We start from the raw sequence: 17,132 nt of genomic DNA, 5'->3' as shown, positions 1-17,132 counted from the left end.
CACCTTGGCTCATTGGCCCAGACCTGTACACCTCCGGATGGGGCAGAGCGGCGACTTACGAAAGTCAATGCGGGTGGTGCCGAAAGAGCGCGGTGCCCACCCGTGCCTGATCCATAGCTTCGGCCGGGTGTTCACCGAGAGTTCGCATCCGCATCCGGCGGTCAACGAGATCGAGGACGTGCCGGACATCAGCGCGCACTGGTACCGCGCCGTCACCGACCTGGCCGCCGACGCGCCCGGCTGGCTCCGCGCGCCGGCACCGATCGCCACCGAGACGATCATCCTGGTCTTCCTGGGCCTGCTCGTCCTGACGTGGTGGCGGGCCAGAGCCGGCGGCGACCGGCAGCTGACCGCGGCGCTGCTGGCGCCGGTCGCGACCGCGCTGGGCTACCTCGGCAGCGAGCTGCTCAAGACGTGGTGGCAGCAGGAACGCCCGTGCCGCGTGGTGCGCGACATCGCGACGACGCTCGCCGAGTGCCCGGAGCCCGGCGACTGGTCGCTGCCGAGCAACCACTCCGCCATCGCCGCCGCTTCGGCCGTGGCGCTGGCCTTCGCGTGGCGGCGGCTGACGGTGGTCGCGGTCCTCCTCGCGCTGCTGGAGGGCTTCTCGCGGGTGTACGTCGGGGCGCACTACCCGCACGACGTGGTCGCGGGCTTCCTGCTCGGCGGTCTGGTCGCTACCGCGGTGATGCTGCTGACCGGGCCGCTGACGCCCGCGACCCACCGCATCCGCTCGCACCGCGCGTTCCGAGCCGCCCTGCGCTCGCGGCAGGCGACCGCGTCCCGTTGACGCGCGGGTCAGCGGTCCTCGTCGACGAGCCCGGCCTCGTAGGCGAGGATCGCGGCCTGCACGCGGTTCCGGAAGCCGAGGTGGTTGAGGATCGTGCTGACGTAGGCCTTCACGGTGCCCTCCACGACGTGGACGCGCCGCGCGATCTCGGCGTTGGAGAGGCCGGCGCCGACCAGGGCGAGCACTTCCCGCTCCCGCTCGCTGAGCCCTTCGATCCGGTTGCGCGCGGCGACCTCGCGGGAAAGGCGCGGGCCGCCGAGGTCGCGGATCACCCTGCGGGCGACCGGCGGGGACAGGTACGCCCCGCCCTCGGCCGCGGCCCGCACGCCCAGGACCAGCTCGCGCGGGTCACCGGTCTTGAGCAGGAACCCGCTCGCCCCGCCGTGCAGGGCGCGGGTGATGTAGTCGTCCTCGTCGAAGGTGGTCATGATCAGCACGGCGGTACCCGTGCCGCGCAGCCGCTCGGTGGCGGCCAGGCCGTCCAGCACCGGCATCCGGATGTCGAGCACGGCGACGTCGGGCCGGTGCCGGTGCACCAGGTCCACGGCCGCCCGGCCGTCGGCGGCCTCGGCGACGACCTCGATCTCCGGGGCCGACGCCAGGATCGCCCGCACGCCCGCGCGGATCACCGCCTCGTCGTCGGCCAGCACGACCCGCACCATCGAAATCCCTACCTCCCGGCGATGAAGTCCTTGCCGACCAGCACGTCCGCCCGGAAGCACAGCCGGTACAGCTCGAGCCGCCGCTCGTCGAAAGGATTGTGGTGGGTGCTGTAGTACAGGCACTCCGCACCCGGTGGTCTCGGCGGGTCGCTCCGCGGCGGATCGTCGATCCGGGTGCGCGACGGCAGGTACGGCTCGACGTCGGCCCGCGACTGCCCCGGCCGCAGCCGCTGGTAGTCGGCCGGGGACAACACCGACGTCACGGCGTCGTACGCCGCGATGGCGCCGGCCAGGGTCGCCAGCCCGACCACGCAGCCGGTGGCGACCGCGATCGCGACGGTGCGGCTGCTGCGCACCTTCCGCCGCGCCGCGGCCAGCCGGGCGGCGGACTCGGAACCCTCCGAGGCGGGTGCGATCGGTTGCGCCTCCTGCGGAATCCGGGCCCGCACGGTGAACTCGCCGCCCCGTTCGCCCGCGTGGAACTCGCCGCCCGCCAGGCGCACCCGCTCGGCCAGCGCGACCAGCCCGTACCCGCCACCGCCGGTGCTCTCGCCCGTGGCGGAGTTCGCGACGAGAACGCTCGTTTCGCCGGGCTCGTGGTCGACGCGCACCGACACCTCGGCGCCGGGCGCGTGCTTGGCGGCGTTGGTCAGCGCCTCCTGCACGACCCGGCACACCGCGCGCTGCCGCATCGACGTCGTGTCCGGCGGTTCCCCCGACTCCGCCAGCCGGATCCGCATGCCGGAGTCCTCGGCGCGTTCCACCAGCTCCCGCACGCTCCCGCCCGGGGCGAGCGGTGGCGGCTCCTCGCGGAGCATCTCGACGACCTCGCGCAGGCGCTGCGCCGCCGAGGTCACCGCGGCCCTGGCCTCGCCCGCGACCTCCCGGTGCCGGGCGTCGAGGTCCGGGGCGACCTCCAGCCCGCCGATCCGCAGCGCGACCAGGCTCAGCTCGTGGCCGAGCAGGTCGTGCATGTCGCCCGCGATGCGGGTGCGCTCGCGCAGCCGCGCCTGCTCGGCGATGATCCGCTGCTCGCGTTCGAGCTGCTCGGCGCGTTCCCAGCCCGCCCGCACCAGGTCCCGGTACTGGCGGCGGTGACGGCCCACCAGCCACGGGACCGTGCCGAGGAACGCGATGCCGATGACGGCGACGAGCAGCGCGCCGTCGTCCCGGGTCGCGACCGCCACCAGGGCCGACACTCCGGCGGTGGTCCAGGCGAACCCGGCGGCCGCCCGGCGCGGCTCGGCCACCCGCACCCCGGCGGAGTAGCTCATGGCCACGGCCAGCGGCAGCATCGCCACGAGCCCGACCTCGGTCGGGGCGGAGCGTGCCACGGTGGCCAGCGCCCACGCCGTCAACGCCACGAACACCGCCCACAGCGGGCGCGGCCTGCGCAGGGCGACGGCACCCGCGACGACGGCGAGCCCGATGACGCACTCCCACCACGCGAACCGGCCAGTGTGCGAGGTGGCCACCGCCCACCACACCGGAAGCCCGAGCACCGCCCACAGCAGCGCATCCCGGACCTTCGGCGAATGAAGGACTCCCACCCGGCAGACGCTAGCCGAGCGCCGGGCCCGCGCGGCGGCTCAGCGGACGGGCAGGCGTTCGCGGATCAGCGCCGTCACCAGCTCCGGACGCTCCCGGTGCGCGTCGTGTCCGGTCGGCGTCTCGACCACCTCCACCGCGGGGTTGGCCTCCGACGCGGCGACCAGCTGCTCGCGCGTCCACCGCTCGAAAGCCCGCCAGGCGTCGCGGTTCGCGGCGGGCAGGATCTCCGCCGCGGAGCGGGTCGACCTGGTGATCACGAGCGGGCAGCGCACGCGGCCGTGGTCGTGGGAGGAAGCCGTCTGCGACGTGGCCGCCGTCGTCGACGGCCCGGCGGCCGGGGTCGAGCCGTGGCCGCGCAGGTCCAGGGCGACCGGTCGGTGGCCGAAGGCCCGCAGCCGGGAGGCGAGCTCGTCCCAGTGGGAGCCGGAATGCCCGCCTCCGTGCAACAGCACGACCGCCCGGCCGTCACCGCCGTGGTCGCTCACGTGGACGGGCACCGGTCCGTCGTGCACGGTCTGCTCGATGGTCGTCACGCGGCCGGCAAACCAGCGGTACCGGTGCCCATCCACTCGTTTTCGCGCTTGCTCAAGCCATGTGCGCTGCGACGAAGTCGCGGAACGAGCGCGGTGGACGCCCCGTGAGATCCTCGACGACCGACGTCGTGCGGTCCTCCGAGCCCCTGCGGATGTCGGCGTCGACGGCGGCCAGTGCCCGCGAGTACGGCTGCGGCAAGAACGCGGACAGACGTCGGGTCTGTTCGTCCACGCTCACCTCGGTGTAGCGGACCGGACGCCCGGTGACCTCGGTGATGATCGCCGCGGCGGCGGAGTAGCTCAGCGTCTCCGGCCCGGTCAGGGTGTGCTCGCGAGCCGGGGCCGGGCCGGTGAGCACCTCGGCGGCGACCGCCGCGATGTCCTCGGCGTCGATCCAGCCGAGCCTGCCCGGGCCGCTCGCGCTGACGATCTCGCCGCGTTCGCGGATGCCGGTCGCCACCGGGTGCGCGCCCAGGAAGTTCTGCATGAACCCCGACGGCCGCAGGATCGACGACTCCGGCATCCGCTGGACCGCCCGCTCCAGCTCGACGATGCCCGGGGCGCCGGGCAGCACCGCCAGCGACCCGAGCAGCACCACCCGGCGAACCCCGGAAGCAGCCGCCAGGAACGGCTCGACCAGCGGCATCGGTTCGAGCGTGGCCAGCGGCGGCACCAGGTAGGCGACCTCGACGCCTTCGAGCGCAGGGCCGTGCGTGGCCGGATCCGCCCAGTCGAACCGGACGTGGTCGGCGGCGCTCCGCGGATGCCTGCTCGCGACCCTGATGTCCGCGCCCCGCGCGCGCAGCGCCGCCGCCAGCGGGCGGCCGGTGTTGCCGGTCCCACCGGTGATCAGGATGCGCACGACGGCTCCTCCCGTAGCGCCGAAACCAGCGCGGGCAGCTCACCGGCGGCCCGCGCGGCCATGACAGGACTCCAGTAGTCGCGGTACCGGGTGATCAACCCGTCCCGCACGGTGATCACGGCGATGTAGCGCATCTCGTACTCGCCGCCGGTGCTGACGGTGCGGCCGTGCGCGGTGAACTCCGCGATGATCGTGTCGGGGTCGAGCGTGCGGTGCACCTCCACGGCGGGGAACTCGCGGATGTCCATGCGGTCCGGGTAGTCGTGCAGGTACTCCCACAACGCCTCCCGGCTGTCCAGGCGCGTCGGAGAACCCGCCTCGGCGAACGGGAACTCCAGCACGCAGTCCGCGGCGAACAGCTCGGTGAAGGCGCGCATGTCCTTCTCCAGCAGCAGTCGCAGCGCCTCGTCGAAAACCTTCGTGGGCAAGCCGAACCTCCTCTTGTCTGCTGCAAGCCTCGTCGCCTCGGCCGCTCGCGGGAACGGCCGTCGAAGCCCCGGACCGCCAATCCGTGGATGGCTGGTGCGGGTGGTGGCAGGCTGGGGCCGTGGACAGGCACGAGCTCGCGCAGTTCCTGCGCAACCGCCGCGAGTCGCTGCGGCCCGCCGAGGTGGGGCTGCCCGCGGGGACCGGCCGCCGCCGCACCCCGGGACTCCGGCGCGAGGAGGTCGCCTGGCGCGCCGGGGTGTCGGCGAACTACTACGAACGCCTGGAGCAGGCCCGCGCGCCGCGGCCGTCTCCGCAGGTCGTGGCCGCGCTGGCGCGGGCGCTGCGGCTCGGCGACGACGAGAGCGCGCACCTCGCGCGGCTGGCCGGGCAGACCCCGCCGTCGCGCGAGCGGCCCGCCGCCGAGGTGCCCGAAGGCGTCCGCATGCTGCTGGACCGGGTCGGCGCGGTGCCCGCCTACGTGCTCAACGCCCGGCACGACGTGCTCGCCTGGAACGCGATGGCCGCCGAGCTGCTCACCGACTTCGCGGCGCTGCCGGTGGCCGAGCGGAACCTGCTGCGGCTGTCGGTCCGCTTCGGCGAGCAGTGGTGCCGGGGCAGCGCCGACGGTTTCCTCCGGCAGGCCGCGGCGGACCTGCGGCAGGCGGCGGTCCGCTACCCGTCCGATTCCGGGATCGCCGAGCTGGTCAGGCACTGCTCGGCGGTGAGCGCGGAGTTCGCGGCGAACTGGCACGCGCACGACGTGCGTGGCCCGCAGACGCTGCGCAAGCGCATCAACCACCCGGAACTGGGCGCCCTGGACCTGGACTGCCAGACGCTGCACGTTCCGGGCACCGACCAGCGCCTGGTGACCTTCAGCGCCGAACCCGGCAGCGTCGCCCACGACAAGCTGCTGCGCCTGCAACTGCACGCGCTGCGGAACACGTGAGCGGTGGCGCCGGGCAGGCGCCACCGCTCACACCCCCGGTCGGTCAGGCGCGCGCTCCGCGTTGCGGCGCCCGGTAGGCCCAGTTCCAGACCAGCTCCAGCGGCCCGCGCTCGAAGCGCCGCAGCCAGAGCGAGGACAGCACCATGAACGACAGGCAGATGCCCGCCCACGCCCCGATCACCCACCACGGCCGCGCCGCGTCGAGCTCGGACGCGAGCCCGAATCCCCAGCCGTAGCAAAGGATCGCGGCGACCAGGTTCTGGAAGACGTAGCAGGACAACGCGGTGCGGCCCACCGAGGTCAGGCCCCGGCGCAGCAAGCCCGGCGCCGACCGCATGGCGTACACCGCGGACGTGACGAGTCCGAGCAGGCCCAGCGCCACGACCGGCGGCAGGACGTAGCGGTCCACCATGAACCACTGCTCCCCGCCGAACGCCGTCAGCAGGTTCAGCGGTGCGCCGACGCCGAACCCGATGATCATCAGCTTCGCGCGCAGCCGCCTGCCCCGCTGGTCGTCACCGAACACACCCGCTCGCATCAGCCGTGCGCCGAGCAGGAACAGCACGGTGGACATCGGGATGATGAAGATCGCCTCCAGCCGGTAGGCGAACAGCCCGTCCAGCCGAGCGGCGATCTGCTCCGGCCAGCTGCCGTCGGCGAACAGCGTGCTGCCGCCGCCGGAGTCGAGGGAGACGACGCCGGCCATCAGGCCGAGGGTGACCCAGCTGATGAACGCCACGTGGATCGAGGCCATCACGATCATCCACCACCGGACCGCGCGGTCGCTGCGGCCGATCAGGTAGGCGACCAGCATCGACGTCACGGCGTAGCTCATCAGGACGTCGAACCGAAGATCAGCACGAAGTGCAGCAGGCCCTCGGTGAACAGCAGCGCCGCGCGCCACAGGTACCAGCCGGGCCAGCGCTGCCCGCGCCGCCGCGCCGAGCGGTACTGCAGCTCCAGGCCGACGCCGAACATCAGCGTGAGCAGCGCCAGGAACTTGCCGTTGGCGAGGTAGCGCAGGAACGCCTCCACGTTGGCGGCGAAGGTGCCGGTGTCGGCGGCGGACAGCAACCCGGCCGGACCCTGCGGGTCGGTGAAGATCCAGATGTTGGTGCCGAGCGTGCCCATGATGGCCACGCCGCGTACGACGTCGAGAGCGCTGATGCGACCGCCGGACGTGCTCCGCGTCGTCGGCTGGGCGTATGCGGTGGTCATGGATTCCCCAGTGGTGGTTGTGGTGCAGCTCGCCGCGCTGGCTACGCACGGTTACAATGCGTTTGCATCGTAACCAGTCGGCCGGTGTTTTTGCAATGCGATTGCATGGGAAAGGGGTGTCGTGCCGAAACGGGTGGACCACGCGGCGCGTCGGGAGCAGATCGCCGACGCGCTGATCCGCATCGCGAGCCGCGAGGGCCTGGAGGGCGTGAGCCTGCGCGACGTCGCGGCGGAGGCGGGCGTGTCGATGGGCGCGGTGCAGCACTACTTCGGGACCAAGGAGCAGATGCTGCTGTTCGCCACGACCCACGCCAACGGCAAGGTCTCCGAACGGGTCCGCGAGCACCTGGCGCGCGCCGACATCGCACCGACACCGCGGGAGGTCGTGCGGACCGTCATGATCGAGATGCTGCCGGTCTCGCCGGAAGGGCGTTCGGCGCTGCTGGTCAGCATCGCGTTCATGCTCCGGGCGCTCAACCAGCCGGAGATGGCCGAGGTCTACAACGCGGAATGGCCGAAGGTGGTGGGCTTGTTCACCGATCAGCTGCGCGCGGCGCGGGGCGACGGCCTGCTGGTTCCCGGCGTCGATCCGGAGCGCGAGGCGGAGCTGCTGCTGGCCGTCCCGGACGGGCTGGCGGCGGGTGTCCTGCTCGGCAGGCGCAGCGGCGACGAGGCGATCGCGGTGATCGACTACCACCTCGACCGCATCTTCCGGTCGTGACCGGACGTGGCGCCGCGGGGCGCCGCCGCCCGGGGATCAGAGTTCGCCGGTGCTGAACCCGAGCTGGTCGCCGACCCGGCCGACGCGCGGCACGTACCGCTCGCCGACGGTGGCGAGCAGGTCGACGGTGGTCTCGGTGCCGAGGACGATCCCGCGCGTGCCGGGGAAGTCCTGCTCGGGCGTGCTCAGCGCCCACACGTCGCAGCGGCAGCCCTCGGTGAGCAGCAGCAGTCCCTCGGGCTCCAGCCGGCTCTGCCGCAGGTCGAGCATCGCGTAGAACAGGCTGGTGCCGCTGCTGCGGTAGGTGTGCGGGGGCAGCTCGACCTCCAGGTAGACGCTGCGGCCCTGGACCCACCACCTGGCCTGGGCGATCAGGCTCTCGCACAGGCCGGTGCCGGGACGTTCGCGGAAGACCGTGACCTCGCGCGTCACCGGGGTTTCCTCGGGATACCCCGTGGGATTTCGCATTCCGACCTCTCAGTGCGGGCGGTTCCGCGGGCGGGTTCCCCCGCCGCGCTCGGCTGCCGCCGGACTCGGACGTCGCCTGGCCAACGCCTTCACGCACGCCCTCCCAGGCGTCGAAGGTGAACACAACGGACCGTGACGTTAGCGGAACACGCGGTTACGGAAAGTCGATAACCGGCCTATTCGGCCAGTGGTCATACCCACAGCGCGCTCTGGGCTGTTCGGCGGTAAAGATGCCTGCCACGACGGCCGAAGGGGTGAAATCACAAGGGCTTTTTCGATCCACACGGGATCACCGCTTGAGAGCGTCCAATGTGGATGGACAGTCGCCTCAGGTCTCTACCTCGGCGTGGGTCAGGTCTCCGAGGACCATCGACGCGGAGCCGCCCGTCGCCTCGGCGAGCCATGCCTCGAACTCCGCCACCGACGACTCGCCCACGCCGATGTCGATGCGGACCCGCTCGCCGTACTCGACGCCGGTGATCCGGTGGCCCGCCGAACGCAGGTCGTTCTCCAGCTTCCCGGCCTGCGGGTGGTCCACCGTCGTGGACACGATCCGCACCGGACGGCGCTCGAGCAGCCCGACGTGCTCCAGCGCGGCCGACACCGCGCCGCCGTAGGCGCGGACCAGGCCGCCCGCGCCCAGCAGGACGCCGCCGAAGTAGCGGGTGACGACGGCGGCGGTGTTTGTGAGCTCGTTGCGGCGCAGCACTTCCAGCATCGGCACGCCCGCCGTGCCGGCCGGCTCGCCGTCGTCGCTGGACTTCTGGATCTCGCCCAGGTCGCCCAGCACGAAGGCCGAGCAGTGGTGCCGGGCGTCGTGGTGGAGCTTGCGACGGGACTGCACGAACTCGCGAGCCTCGGATTCGCTGGTCACGCGCGCGAGAGCGCACAGGAAGCGGGACTTCTTCACCTCGAGCTCGAACTCGCCGGCCTGCCTGATCGTGCGCATGGTCAAGACCCGGACGAGGAGGGTCGCGGGGCCGGCCGCCAGGGCCGGGCTGCGGTGCCTCCGGTCAGCGCGTGCCGGTGGTTCGGCCGGGAACACCGGTCGGGGCTGTGGGCGGACACCCGGCTCATCCTACCGGCGGTTCCCGGCGTGCCTGGGGCGCTGGATTCGGGGCCCTCGGGCGGCATCCGGCGGCCTCTGCTCCCATTTGCCGGATTTCCGGTCACTCTGGGTGATGTCACTCACGATGACTTACATCACACCAACGAGCTAATCCGGCCCTTCGGAGGGCTTGAAACAGCAGGTCAACGCGTCAATTCGAGGATCACTCGGACGCGGTTTCCCGAATCGCCGCCAAGACACGTAACGTCCCCCCTCATGGAGCAGTCATCGAGTCCGTTTGAACCCGGCACGCGAGTGCGTGCTTCGTTCGGCCGGTTTCGTGATCAGACGGGAACGGTGGTGGAGGCCGCCACCGGGCTGCCCGACGTCTTCGACGGCCCGGTGCTCTGGGTCCGCTTCGACGGCGACGAGGAACCTGGGCTGATCGCGGGCAGGTTCCTCGAACCAGCCGCCTGAGCCGGACGTCTGCGAACCACGGCCGGGCGCTGCCCGGGCCGGCGTTCGGGGCCGTTCGCGGTCGACGACCGCTCGCCTGCCGACGCGGGCGGGGCCGTCAGCCCCACACCTCGGCGGCCGTCTCGGCGACGAGCCGCAACTTGGCCATCTGCTCGTCGTAGGTGAGCGCGTTCCCCTCCTGCGTGGAGGCGAAGCCGCACTGCGGGGACAGGCAGAGCTGGTCCGGGTCGACGTACCGGGCCGCTTCGTCGATGCGCCGCTTCAGCTCGTCCTTGGACTCCAGCTCGCCGCGCTTGGTGGTGACCAGGCCCAACACCACGACCTTGCCCTTGGGCACGAACCGCAGCGGCTCGAACCCGCCGGAGCGGGCGTCGTCGAACTCCAGGAAGAACCCGTCCACGTCCAGCCGGGAGAACAGCGCCTCGGCGACGAAGTCGTAGCCGCCCTCGGCCACCCACGACGAGCGGTAGTTGCCGCGGCACATGTGCGTGGTCACCGACAGCGTGTCGGGGCGGTCCCGCAGCGCGGCGTTGATCAGGTCGATGGTGCGCTCGTGCTCGTGCTCGGCGTCGTCGCCCCTGGCCGCCAGCTGCTCCCGCTGCGCCGGGTCGTTGAGGTAGGCCAGGCTCGTGTCGTCGAGCTGGAGGTAGTGGCAGCCGATGTCGGCCAGCGCCCGGATCTCGGCGCGGTAGGCGGCGGCGAGGTCGGCGCGGAACTGCTCCAGGTCCGGGTACACCGACTCGTCGATCGCCGCGCGGCCGCCGCGGTAGTGCAGCATCCCCGGCGACGGGATGGTCAGCTTCGGGGTGGCCCGGCCCGCCTTGTCGGCCAGGAAGCGGAAGGCGTCGGCGAAGATCGGCTCGGCGAGGCTGATCCGGCCGTCGACGCGCATGTCCGGGGTGGCGAACTCGATGTCGCCGTCGGCGTTGTGGAACCGGACGGTGAGCTCGGAGTCGGTGACCTTGCTGACGCCTTCGAGCTGGTACAGGAAGTCCATGTGCCACGAGGAGCGGCGGAACTCGCCGTCGGTGGCGCTGGAGAGCCCGGCCTCCTCCTGCATCGCGACCACCTCGGTGATCGCCTCGTCCTCCACCGCGCGCAGCTCGTCGGCTCTGATGCGGCCCGCGGCGTGTTCCTCCCTGGCCGCGAGCAGTCGCTGGGGGCGGAGGAGACTGCCGACGTGGTCCGCGCGGAAGGGCGGGGAGACGCGAGTGCTCATGGCCCGAACGTAGTTAGCCGACGGCGCGCCTGCATAGTCCGGACTTCAACGATCGGTTCTCGGACGTGCAACGGGTCCGCAACGCGCATGAGCTGTGACGAAGGACAAACCGGTCCATCCGGTCGTCTGGATAAAATCGGCACGACAGCACCGTCGGTGAATTGGATGGAGACGATGCGGGTTCTCGTGGTCGGGGCAGGTATCGGAGGACTCGCCGTCGCCAACGGGCTGGTCGAGCAGGGTCACGACGTCCAGGTGTTCGAGCACGCCGAGGCGCTGCGCGACGGCGGCGCGGGTGTGACGGTCTGGAGCAACGGCACCGCGGCGCTGCGAGACCTCGGCGTCTCGCTCGACGGCGTCGGCCGGGAGCTGCACAGCCTGCGGTCGGTCACCGAGAGCGGGCGGCTGCTGTGGGAGGCCGACCTGGACGCGGTCACCGAGCGCCTCGGCTCGCCGACCGTCGAGATCCCGCGCCGGACGCTGATCGTCAAGCTCGCCGAGGCGCTGCCCGCCGAGGTCCTGCACTTCGGACGGCGCTGCACGGGCGTGACCGAGGCCGAGGACGGCGTGGTCGTCCGCTTCGACGACGGCAGCGTCGCCACCGGTGACCTGGTGATCGGCGCCGACGGCCAGCGCTCGGCGGTGCGCCGCTCGGTGCTCGGCGGCCCGCCCGCCAAGCTCACCGGGTGGGCGAGCTGGCAGGGCCTGACCCGCAGCGACCTGCCCATCGCGCACGGGTCGCGCACCCTCAACATCGCGGGCCGAAACGCCCACGCCGGGCTCATCCCGGCAGGCGACGGGCTGCTGCACTGGTGGTTCGACATGCCGTGGCGCGAGGGCGACCCCGAGCTCTCGGTCGCCGACCTGCGCGCGGCCTTCCGCGGCTGGCCGGAGCCGGTGGAGGAGCTGCTGTCCTCGGTCACCGACGACGACCTCGGCTTCTTCCCGCACATCCGCCACCAGGTGCCGCGGGTGTGGGGCGGTCCGCGCAGCACGCTGCTCGGCGACGCGGTGCACGCGATGCCGCCCGCGGTCGCGCAGGCGGCCAACCAGACCCTGGAGGACGCCTGGCTGCTGTCCCTCCTGCTGCCCAACATCGACGGGCTCAGCGCCGATCCGGAACCGCTGCTGCGCACCTACGAGCAGGAGCGCAGGCCGCGGGCGGTGAAGGTGTCGCGCACCGCGGCCCTGACCTCGGCGCAGCGCAGCACCCCGTTGCAGCGGCTGGGCAGGTTCCCGAAGTGGGTGGCCACCCGCAGCCAGGTCGCGTCGCTGCGTTCGGGCAGCAACGTCCTGCAGGCGCTGACGCCGCAGGTCGAGGTCGCCTGAAAACCGTTGGACCCGGTGCCGCCGCGTCGGGTTGAATGTGTCCGCAGGCCGTGTTCCGCGATCGGGAAGCTCCAGGAGGTGACGTCGATGGCCGCCTGGGTGAGTGCTGCCACACGCAGCGCCCGGACCATTCGAACGTCCCGGGCCCCGGTCGCACGTTCTCTCGCCGCCTGAGCCTTCTCTTAGACGTCGGCTCTGCATCTGCTCGGCGAACGGACCGCTGATCCCGTGAGCTTCCCGCGCGTCCTCGCGGCGCGCCGCTGAACGCTCGCGTGCTCGGACCTGCTCGCGCACGTGCCTGGCCGGGGCTCCTCATGACAGGAGCTCTCCCGTTGTCACAGCAATCCGATTCCGCACGTCAATCCAGTTCCGCACGTCCGGCTGGGTCCTCACGTCAATCCAATTCCGCACGTCCGGCTGGGTCCTCACGTCAATCCCAGTCCGCACGTCCGGCTGAGCCCGCACGTCCGGCTGACGCCGAGTCGTCCGCGCCGGCCGAGGTGCCTTCGGACTCCTCTGCGGCCCGCCCTGAGAGCGACGCCGCTTCGTCCCTGTCGGCCTACGGCTGGGACGACGACCTGGAAACCTCGTTCGCTCCGCACCGGCGGGCCGGTCTCGTCCCCGCCCGCGTCGTCGGCGTCGACCGCGGCCGGTGCGACGTCGTCACCGGGGCGGGGCCGCTGCGCGTCGCCTTCTCCGCCGCCGACGGTCCTTGCACCGGGGACTGGGCCGCGGTGCGCCCGGCAGCGGGCGGCGAGCCGGAGCTGGTCGCGCTGCTGCCCCGCCGAACGGCGATCGTGCGGGCAGGCTCCTCGCGGTCGTCGCACGGCCAGGTGCTGGCCGCCAACGTCGACACGGTCGCCGTGGTCGTGTCCGCGGCGGTGCGGCTCAACGCGGGCCGGGTCGAGCGGCTGCTCGCGCTGGGCTGGGAGAGCGGCGCGGTGCCGGTCGTCGTCGCCACCAAGGCCGACCAGGCGGCCGACCCCGGCGGCCTGACCGCTGAGCTGGCCGGCCTGGCGCCCGGCGCCGAGGCGGTCGCCACCAGTGCCGTCACCGGCGAAGGGCTCGACCGGCTGCGCGGGCTGCTTACCGGCACCGTCGTGTTGCTCGGGGCGTCCGGCGCGGGCAAGTCCACCCTGGCCAACGCCCTGCTCGGAGCCGACGACCTGGCCACCGGTGACGTCCGCGCCCAGGACGGCAAGGGCAGGCACACGACCGTGCGCCGCGAGATGGTCGCGCTCCCGGACGGCGGGGTGCTCATCGACACCCCGGGGCTGCGCGGCGTCGGCCTGTTCGGCGCCGAGGAGGGGCTGGAGCGGACCTTCGCCGAGATCGAGGAGCTCGCCCTCGGCTGCCGGTTCACCGACTGCGCGCACCACATCGAGCCGGGCTGCGCGGTGCAGGCGGCGATCGAGTCGGGCGAGCTCGGCGCCCGCCGCCTCGACAGCTACCGCAAGCTGCAACGTGAGAACGCCTGGATGGCCGCGCGCAGCGACGCCCGGCTGCGCGCCGAGCGCGAAGAGCGCTGGAAGGCAATCACCAAGCAGCAGCGGGCTGCCTACAGGTTCAGGGGGAGGAAGTGAACGACGACCGCAAGCCGCCCCGGGGATCCGGGGCCACTTCCGAGGAGCGCAGCCGGACCGTGCAGTGGCACACCAGGCCCGAGACGGCCGACGACATCGCCGCCATCCGCGCGGTCAACCTGGCCGCGTTCCCGACCCCGCTGGAGGCCGACCTCGTCGACGCGCTGCGCGCCGACCCCGCCTGGATCGACGGCCTGTCGATCGTGGCCGAGACCGCCGCGGGCGAGATCGCGGGGCACGCCCTGCTGACCCGCTCCCACGTCGACGGCGCTCCGGCGCTGACGCTGGGGCCGTGCGCGGTGCGACCGGACCACCAGCGCACAGGTGCCGGTTCGGCCGCGATCAGGGCGGGGCTGGAGGCCGCCCGCGCCATGGGCGAGAACCTGGTGCTGGTGCTGGGACATCCCGAGTACTACCCGCGCTTCGGCTTCACAAGAGCCTCGGAGTTCGGGATCGGGCTGACCATCGAGGTGCCGGACGAGGCGATGATGGCGCTCGCGCTCGACCCGCGTGGCGAGGTGCCGAGCGGCACGGTCGAGTACCCGCCACCGTTCGGCATCTGACCGGACCTCGACAGGACACAGTGGACGCAGAACACCCCCGCTCCGGGAACCGGGGCGGGGGTGTTCGCGGCTTCAGCGGTTCAGCGGTCGAACCTGCCGCCCTTGACCGCGGCCACGAAGGCCGACCACTGGCCACCGGTGGTGGTGAAGTGCCCGGCGGCGCGGTCCTTGGTGTCCCGGACCGCCGCGCCACCACCCACGCGACCGACCTCCACGCAGTTGGTTTCCTGGTTGCTGCGGCTGGACTTGCGCCAGCCGACGGGCTGCTGAGATACCGTCACGTCGTCGTCTCCTCACGGTTGATGACGTCGGCGATGAGCTCACGCGACTTGGTCGGACTCATCGCCACCCGATCGATATCTTCTCGTGCGGAGACGAACGCGCGCACGTCTCCTTCGTCGCGCAGAAACGCGCTTGACCTGTGGTGCTCCAGGTGCACCACGGGCGCCGCCTTCACGAACTCCAGCAACACGAACGGCCCTACGTGGGCCGGTGTCCACCCCGCAGACTGTGGGATGACGCGGATCTCGACGTTGTCGCGTTCGCCCATCTCCAGCAGGAACTGGAGCTGGTCCAGCATCACTTCGGGTCCGCCGATCGACTGGTGCAACGCCGCCTCCAGCATCAAGGCAGCGAATCGCACCGGCGAGCGTCGTCGGGTGATCAGCTCTCTGCGGCCGAGCCGCATCATCACGCGCTTGTCAGTCTCGCCATCGGGTATGCCCGCGCTCATGATCGCCCGCGCGTAGTCAGCAGTCTGCAACAAGCCAGGTACGACGATCGGCGAGACGTCGGTGATGGACGTTGCGATCCGCTCGAACTCCAGCAGCGCGGCGAGCTGGTCTGCCTCGCCGACCGGGCCGACCGACACCGTGTTGGGTGGTTCCGAGACCGCGTCTCGCGCCAGCCGCATGAGCCGTTCACGTGCGGCCGTGTTGAGCCCGAGCACGGCGCAGACCGCGGCGACCGACTCGGTTGACGGCACCCGCTCGCCGCGTTCCCAGCGAACAACGACCGAGTGCGAGACGTCGAGCGCACTCGCGAGCTTCCGCAGCGTGAGTCCGGATTTCTCGCGAGCATCCCGAAGTTCCGCGCCGAGGACGTAGGCGCGAGGTGCGGGAGTGGTCTCGTTCATGCACCGGACCCTAATGCAGCCCGAGATGCGCAGTGACCAGCCGATCAGGGGATTGATCAAGTGGTCTCGGGACCACAATCATTGGTCTCGTAATCAACGAGACCGCGAGACCGGAGGTCGCGATGCACTGTACTGGCCGTGAGTCGGACGCCACACCGCGGACGGTGCCGTGATGTACGCCCAGCACCCGTTCCACTGGGTGCCCGCCAACGGAGCGAGGCACGCGAGCATCGATCCGCAAGGGGCGGGCAACGCGTATGTCCCCGGCGTCGAGATCACCACGCTGTGCACGCGGCGCGTTGCTGCTGAGACGGGCGACATGGCGTGGTTGTGGGAGACCTGCCCGGAGTGCAACGCCGCCGCCCGGGTGCTCGCGGGGTTGCCTCCGATGGTCGGTGCCCGATGACGCGTCCGAATCTCCGCGAGCTGGCGCAGATGATGCGCGGCGTGGTGCTCGCGCTGGGGCTCGCTGCTGACGACGTCGAACGTGGCCGCTACGACGCAACCGAACGCGAGCGTCTGGCGGGCTGTCTGGACCGGGTGTCGGCGGCACTGCGCAACGACGCCGAACAGAGCAGCCACCTAGTGATCGATTCAAGGGCGGCCGACCGTTGATCGACGTGGTGGGAGCACGGCCGACTTCCCCTCCCAGCCTGGTGCTCCCACCGCCACCACGTGCCTGGTTGCGTTCTCTCGCCCGACACGCAGAACACCCCCGCTCCTGCAACGGGGCGGGGGTGTTCGCGGTGTGGTGGACGGTCAGGCGCCGAGGACGTCCGGGTCCGGTCCGACGCGGTTGCCGGTCTCCAGACCGGAGATCACGGACATGTCGTCGTCGGCCAGCTCGAAGTCGAAGACGTCGAGGTTCTCCCGCACGCGGGAGGGCGTCACCGACTTCGGGATCACCACGTTGCCGAGCTGGATGCTCCAGCGCAGCGTGATCTGCGCCGGGCTCTTGGCGTACTTGTCGGCCAGCGACCGCAGCGTCTGGTCCTCCAGCAGCCCCTTGCCCTGGCCCAGCGGGCTCCACGCCTCGGTGGCGATGCCGTGCTCGCTGTGGAAGGCGCGCAGGTTGGACTGCGGGAGGTTGGGGTGCAGCTCGATCTGGTTGACCGCCGGCACCACGTCGGTCTCCTCGGACAACCGGCGCAGGTGCGGGATCTGGAAGTTGGACACGCCGATCGACTTCGCGCGGCCGTCGGCGTGCAGCTTCTCGAACGCCTTCCAGGTGTCGACGTAGGCGTCCTTGCCCGGCACGGGCCAGTGGATCAGGTACAGGTCCACGTAGTCCAGGCCGAGCCGGGCCAGGCTCTCGTCGAAGGCGCGCAGCGTGCTGTCGTAGCCCTGGTCGTCGTTCCACAGCTTGGTGGTGACGAACAGGTCCTCGCGGCGCACGCCGGACTCGGCGATGGCCTTGCCGACACCTTCCTCGTTGCCGTAGACCTTGGCGGTGTCGATGCTGCGGTAGCCGGCCTCGATCGCGGTGCGGACCGGTTCCACCACCTCGTCGGCCGGAACCTGGAAGACCCCGAAGCCGAGCTGGGGCATCTCCGCGCCGGTGTTGAGGGTGATGCTGGGAACCTGAGTCATTTGTGTTC

Annotated in this window: 19 protein-coding genes and 1 pseudogene; 8 read left to right on the top strand and 12 right to left on the bottom strand. The window is 71.8% G+C overall.

All coding sequences use genetic code 11. The features are described from left to right. Positions 1-127: 127 nt before the first annotated feature. Positions 128-790 carry a phosphatase PAP2 family protein gene (locus HUO13_RS35455; RefSeq protein WP_249124309.1) on the top strand — a complete coding sequence of 221 codons (663 nt, stop codon included), beginning with the start codon at positions 128-130 and terminating at the stop codon, positions 788-790. A gap of 8 nt (positions 791-798) precedes the next feature. Here HUO13_RS35455 and HUO13_RS35450 read toward each other — a convergent pair whose 3' ends face one another. From HUO13_RS35450 to HUO13_RS35430, 5 genes are read right to left on the bottom strand one after another with little or no spacing between them, the layout of a single operon-like run. Continuing rightward, entirely contained in the window at positions 799-1,452 is a 654-nt protein-coding gene (locus tag HUO13_RS35450) for a response regulator (RefSeq protein ID WP_211899198.1), read from the bottom strand. An 8-nt stretch (positions 1,453-1,460) separates the two neighbouring features. Then, on the bottom strand, positions 1,461-3,002 hold the full coding sequence (locus tag HUO13_RS35445) for a sensor histidine kinase (protein ID WP_211899197.1): 1,542 nt from the start codon (positions 3,000-3,002) through the stop codon (positions 1,461-1,463). A gap of 39 nt (positions 3,003-3,041) precedes the next feature. Continuing rightward, the gene (locus tag HUO13_RS35440; RefSeq protein WP_211899196.1) at positions 3,042-3,536 is read right to left on the bottom strand and encodes an alpha/beta fold hydrolase; all 495 of its coding nucleotides are present in this window, start codon (positions 3,534-3,536) and stop codon (positions 3,042-3,044) included. Between the two features lie 52 nt (positions 3,537-3,588). Then, on the bottom strand, positions 3,589-4,398 hold the full coding sequence (locus HUO13_RS35435) for an NmrA family NAD(P)-binding protein (protein WP_211899195.1): 810 nt from the start codon (positions 4,396-4,398) through the stop codon (positions 3,589-3,591). Then, positions 4,386-4,826, bottom strand: coding sequence for a nuclear transport factor 2 family protein (locus tag HUO13_RS35430; RefSeq protein ID WP_211899194.1), 441 nt, complete (start codon positions 4,824-4,826; stop codon positions 4,386-4,388). Before HUO13_RS35430 ends, HUO13_RS35435 begins: the two co-directional genes overlap by 13 nt. A 119-nt stretch (positions 4,827-4,945) precedes the next feature. Between HUO13_RS35430 and HUO13_RS35425 the strand changes: the two genes are divergently transcribed. Then, positions 4,946-5,773, top strand: a complete 828-nt coding sequence (locus tag HUO13_RS35425; RefSeq protein ID WP_211899193.1) for a helix-turn-helix transcriptional regulator — start codon at positions 4,946-4,948, stop codon at positions 5,771-5,773. A gap of 43 nt (positions 5,774-5,816) precedes the next feature. Here HUO13_RS35425 and HUO13_RS35420 read toward each other — a convergent pair. Beyond that, positions 5,817-6,904, bottom strand: a pseudogene (locus HUO13_RS35420) (DUF418 domain-containing protein). Positions 6,905-7,112: 208 nt separating this feature from the next. Here HUO13_RS35420 and HUO13_RS35415 point away from each other — a divergent pair. Beyond that, entirely contained in the window at positions 7,113-7,712 is a 600-nt protein-coding gene (locus tag HUO13_RS35415; protein ID WP_211899192.1) for a TetR/AcrR family transcriptional regulator, read from the top strand. A gap of 36 nt (positions 7,713-7,748) precedes the next feature. Here HUO13_RS35415 and HUO13_RS35410 read toward each other — a convergent pair whose 3' ends face one another. The 3 genes from HUO13_RS35410 to HUO13_RS35395 all read right to left on the bottom strand — a co-directional run bounded on the left by HUO13_RS35410 (position 7,749) and on the right by HUO13_RS35395 (position 10,924). Beyond that, positions 7,749-8,144, bottom strand: a complete 396-nt coding sequence (locus HUO13_RS35410; protein WP_211899191.1) for a hypothetical protein — start codon at positions 8,142-8,144, stop codon at positions 7,749-7,751. 364 nt (positions 8,145-8,508) lie between these two features. Then, on the bottom strand, positions 8,509-9,129 hold the full coding sequence (locus HUO13_RS35405) for a YigZ family protein (RefSeq protein WP_211899190.1): 621 nt from the start codon (positions 9,127-9,129) through the stop codon (positions 8,509-8,511). 673 nt (positions 9,130-9,802) lie between these two features. Beyond that, complete coding sequence (locus tag HUO13_RS35395; protein WP_211899188.1) at positions 9,803-10,924, bottom strand: 5-methyltetrahydropteroyltriglutamate--homocysteine S-methyltransferase; 1,122 nt, start codon at positions 10,922-10,924, stop codon at positions 9,803-9,805. A 174-nt stretch (positions 10,925-11,098) separates the two neighbouring features. On the opposite strand from HUO13_RS35395, the gene HUO13_RS35390 reads away from it, so the two are divergent. The 3 genes from HUO13_RS35390 to HUO13_RS35380 all read left to right on the top strand — a co-directional run bounded on the left by HUO13_RS35390 (position 11,099) and on the right by HUO13_RS35380 (position 14,399). Then, entirely contained in the window at positions 11,099-12,253 is a 1,155-nt protein-coding gene (locus HUO13_RS35390) for an FAD-dependent monooxygenase (RefSeq protein ID WP_249124308.1), read from the top strand. A 500-nt stretch (positions 12,254-12,753) separates the two neighbouring features. Further along, entirely contained in the window at positions 12,754-13,836 is a 1,083-nt protein-coding gene (gene rsgA, locus HUO13_RS35385; protein WP_211899186.1) for a ribosome small subunit-dependent GTPase A, read from the top strand. Further along, entirely contained in the window at positions 13,833-14,399 is a 567-nt protein-coding gene (locus tag HUO13_RS35380) for a GNAT family N-acetyltransferase (RefSeq protein WP_249124307.1), read from the top strand. Before rsgA ends, HUO13_RS35380 begins: the two co-directional genes overlap by 4 nt. Before the next feature lie 80 nt (positions 14,400-14,479). Here the strand turns inward: HUO13_RS35380 and HUO13_RS35375 are convergent, their stop codons facing one another. Both HUO13_RS35375 and HUO13_RS35370 read right to left on the bottom strand, forming a co-directional pair. Then, positions 14,480-14,680 carry a DUF397 domain-containing protein gene (locus HUO13_RS35375; RefSeq protein WP_211899185.1) on the bottom strand — a complete coding sequence of 67 codons (201 nt, stop codon included), beginning with the start codon at positions 14,678-14,680 and terminating at the stop codon, positions 14,480-14,482. Then, complete coding sequence (locus tag HUO13_RS35370) at positions 14,677-15,534, bottom strand: helix-turn-helix domain-containing protein (RefSeq protein ID WP_211899184.1); 858 nt, start codon at positions 15,532-15,534, stop codon at positions 14,677-14,679. Before HUO13_RS35370 ends, HUO13_RS35375 begins: the two co-directional genes overlap by 4 nt. A 172-nt stretch (positions 15,535-15,706) precedes the next feature. On the opposite strand from HUO13_RS35370, the gene HUO13_RS35365 reads away from it, so the two are divergent. Together HUO13_RS35365 and HUO13_RS35360 are read left to right on the top strand one after the other, a co-directional pair. Next, positions 15,707-15,940 carry a zinc finger protein gene (locus HUO13_RS35365; protein ID WP_211899183.1) on the top strand — a complete coding sequence of 78 codons (234 nt, stop codon included), beginning with the start codon at positions 15,707-15,709 and terminating at the stop codon, positions 15,938-15,940. Beyond that, positions 15,937-16,149, top strand: coding sequence for a hypothetical protein (locus HUO13_RS35360; protein ID WP_211899182.1), 213 nt, complete (start codon positions 15,937-15,939; stop codon positions 16,147-16,149). The genes HUO13_RS35365 and HUO13_RS35360 overlap by 4 nt, the downstream gene beginning before the upstream one ends. Positions 16,150-16,293: 144 nt before the next feature. On the opposite strand, the gene HUO13_RS35355 is transcribed toward HUO13_RS35360, so the two are convergent. Further along, positions 16,294-17,124 carry an aldo/keto reductase gene (locus tag HUO13_RS35355; RefSeq protein ID WP_211899181.1) on the bottom strand — a complete coding sequence of 277 codons (831 nt, stop codon included), beginning with the start codon at positions 17,122-17,124 and terminating at the stop codon, positions 16,294-16,296. Between the last annotated feature and the right edge of the window lie 8 nt (positions 17,125-17,132).

Origin of the sequence: Saccharopolyspora erythraea, from assembly GCF_018141105.1 — a bacterium.
Lineage (GTDB): Bacteria > Actinomycetota > Actinomycetes > Mycobacteriales > Pseudonocardiaceae > Saccharopolyspora_D > Saccharopolyspora_D erythraea_A.
Note: the sequence above shows the minus strand (reverse complement) of the source record. Positions and strands in the feature narration are given on the sequence as shown.